The sequence below is a fragment of the Bartonella taylorii 8TBB genome (assembly GCF_902825155.1).
In the GTDB taxonomy this organism is placed as follows: domain Bacteria; phylum Pseudomonadota; class Alphaproteobacteria; order Rhizobiales; family Rhizobiaceae; genus Bartonella; species Bartonella taylorii_A.
Genome location: NZ_CADEAG010000206.1, coordinates 1 through 393 on the forward strand (window position 1 = coordinate 1; position 393 = coordinate 393).

The following is a 393-nucleotide window of genomic DNA, read 5'->3' on the forward strand; positions in this document are numbered from 1 at the left end:
CCCAAGCTGTGTGCAAATAACTACAGCATTCATTAAAAAGCGCTTTAATGCGGTGATGTTTTGAAAAGCACTGATAGGCAGAACAGGATCTGTACGAAGTATTCCAAACTTTTTCTTCTCAGTTGTTGCAACTCTTAATTGGGTATGCTTGTTATGTAATTCCAGCGTATTTGTTTTAACTACATTCCTTGCTTGTGGCTGTTTGAGCCAATAGGTGCGTGTTTCTAGATTATTTACCAACAATATGCCAAAGCTGGACAGAAGAAGCCAAGTCGCAAAAGGGAGAAAATTTTCTTTTTTGCAATAGAGGTGCAAAAAAACCATGTTCAAATCCCTTCTTTAATCTTATCGAGTCCACTACTATTAGTCTCTCTCTTATTATCAGTATTATAG

At 36.9% G+C, this 393-nt stretch carries 1 protein-coding gene; it reads right to left on the bottom strand.

All coding sequences use genetic code 11. The annotated features are described in order from the left end of the window. Positions 1-324 (bottom strand): hypothetical protein (locus J7R13_RS09315; RefSeq protein WP_208438351.1); only part of this gene is annotated, 324 nt, incomplete at its 3' end. Between the last annotated feature and the right edge of the window lie 69 nt (positions 325-393).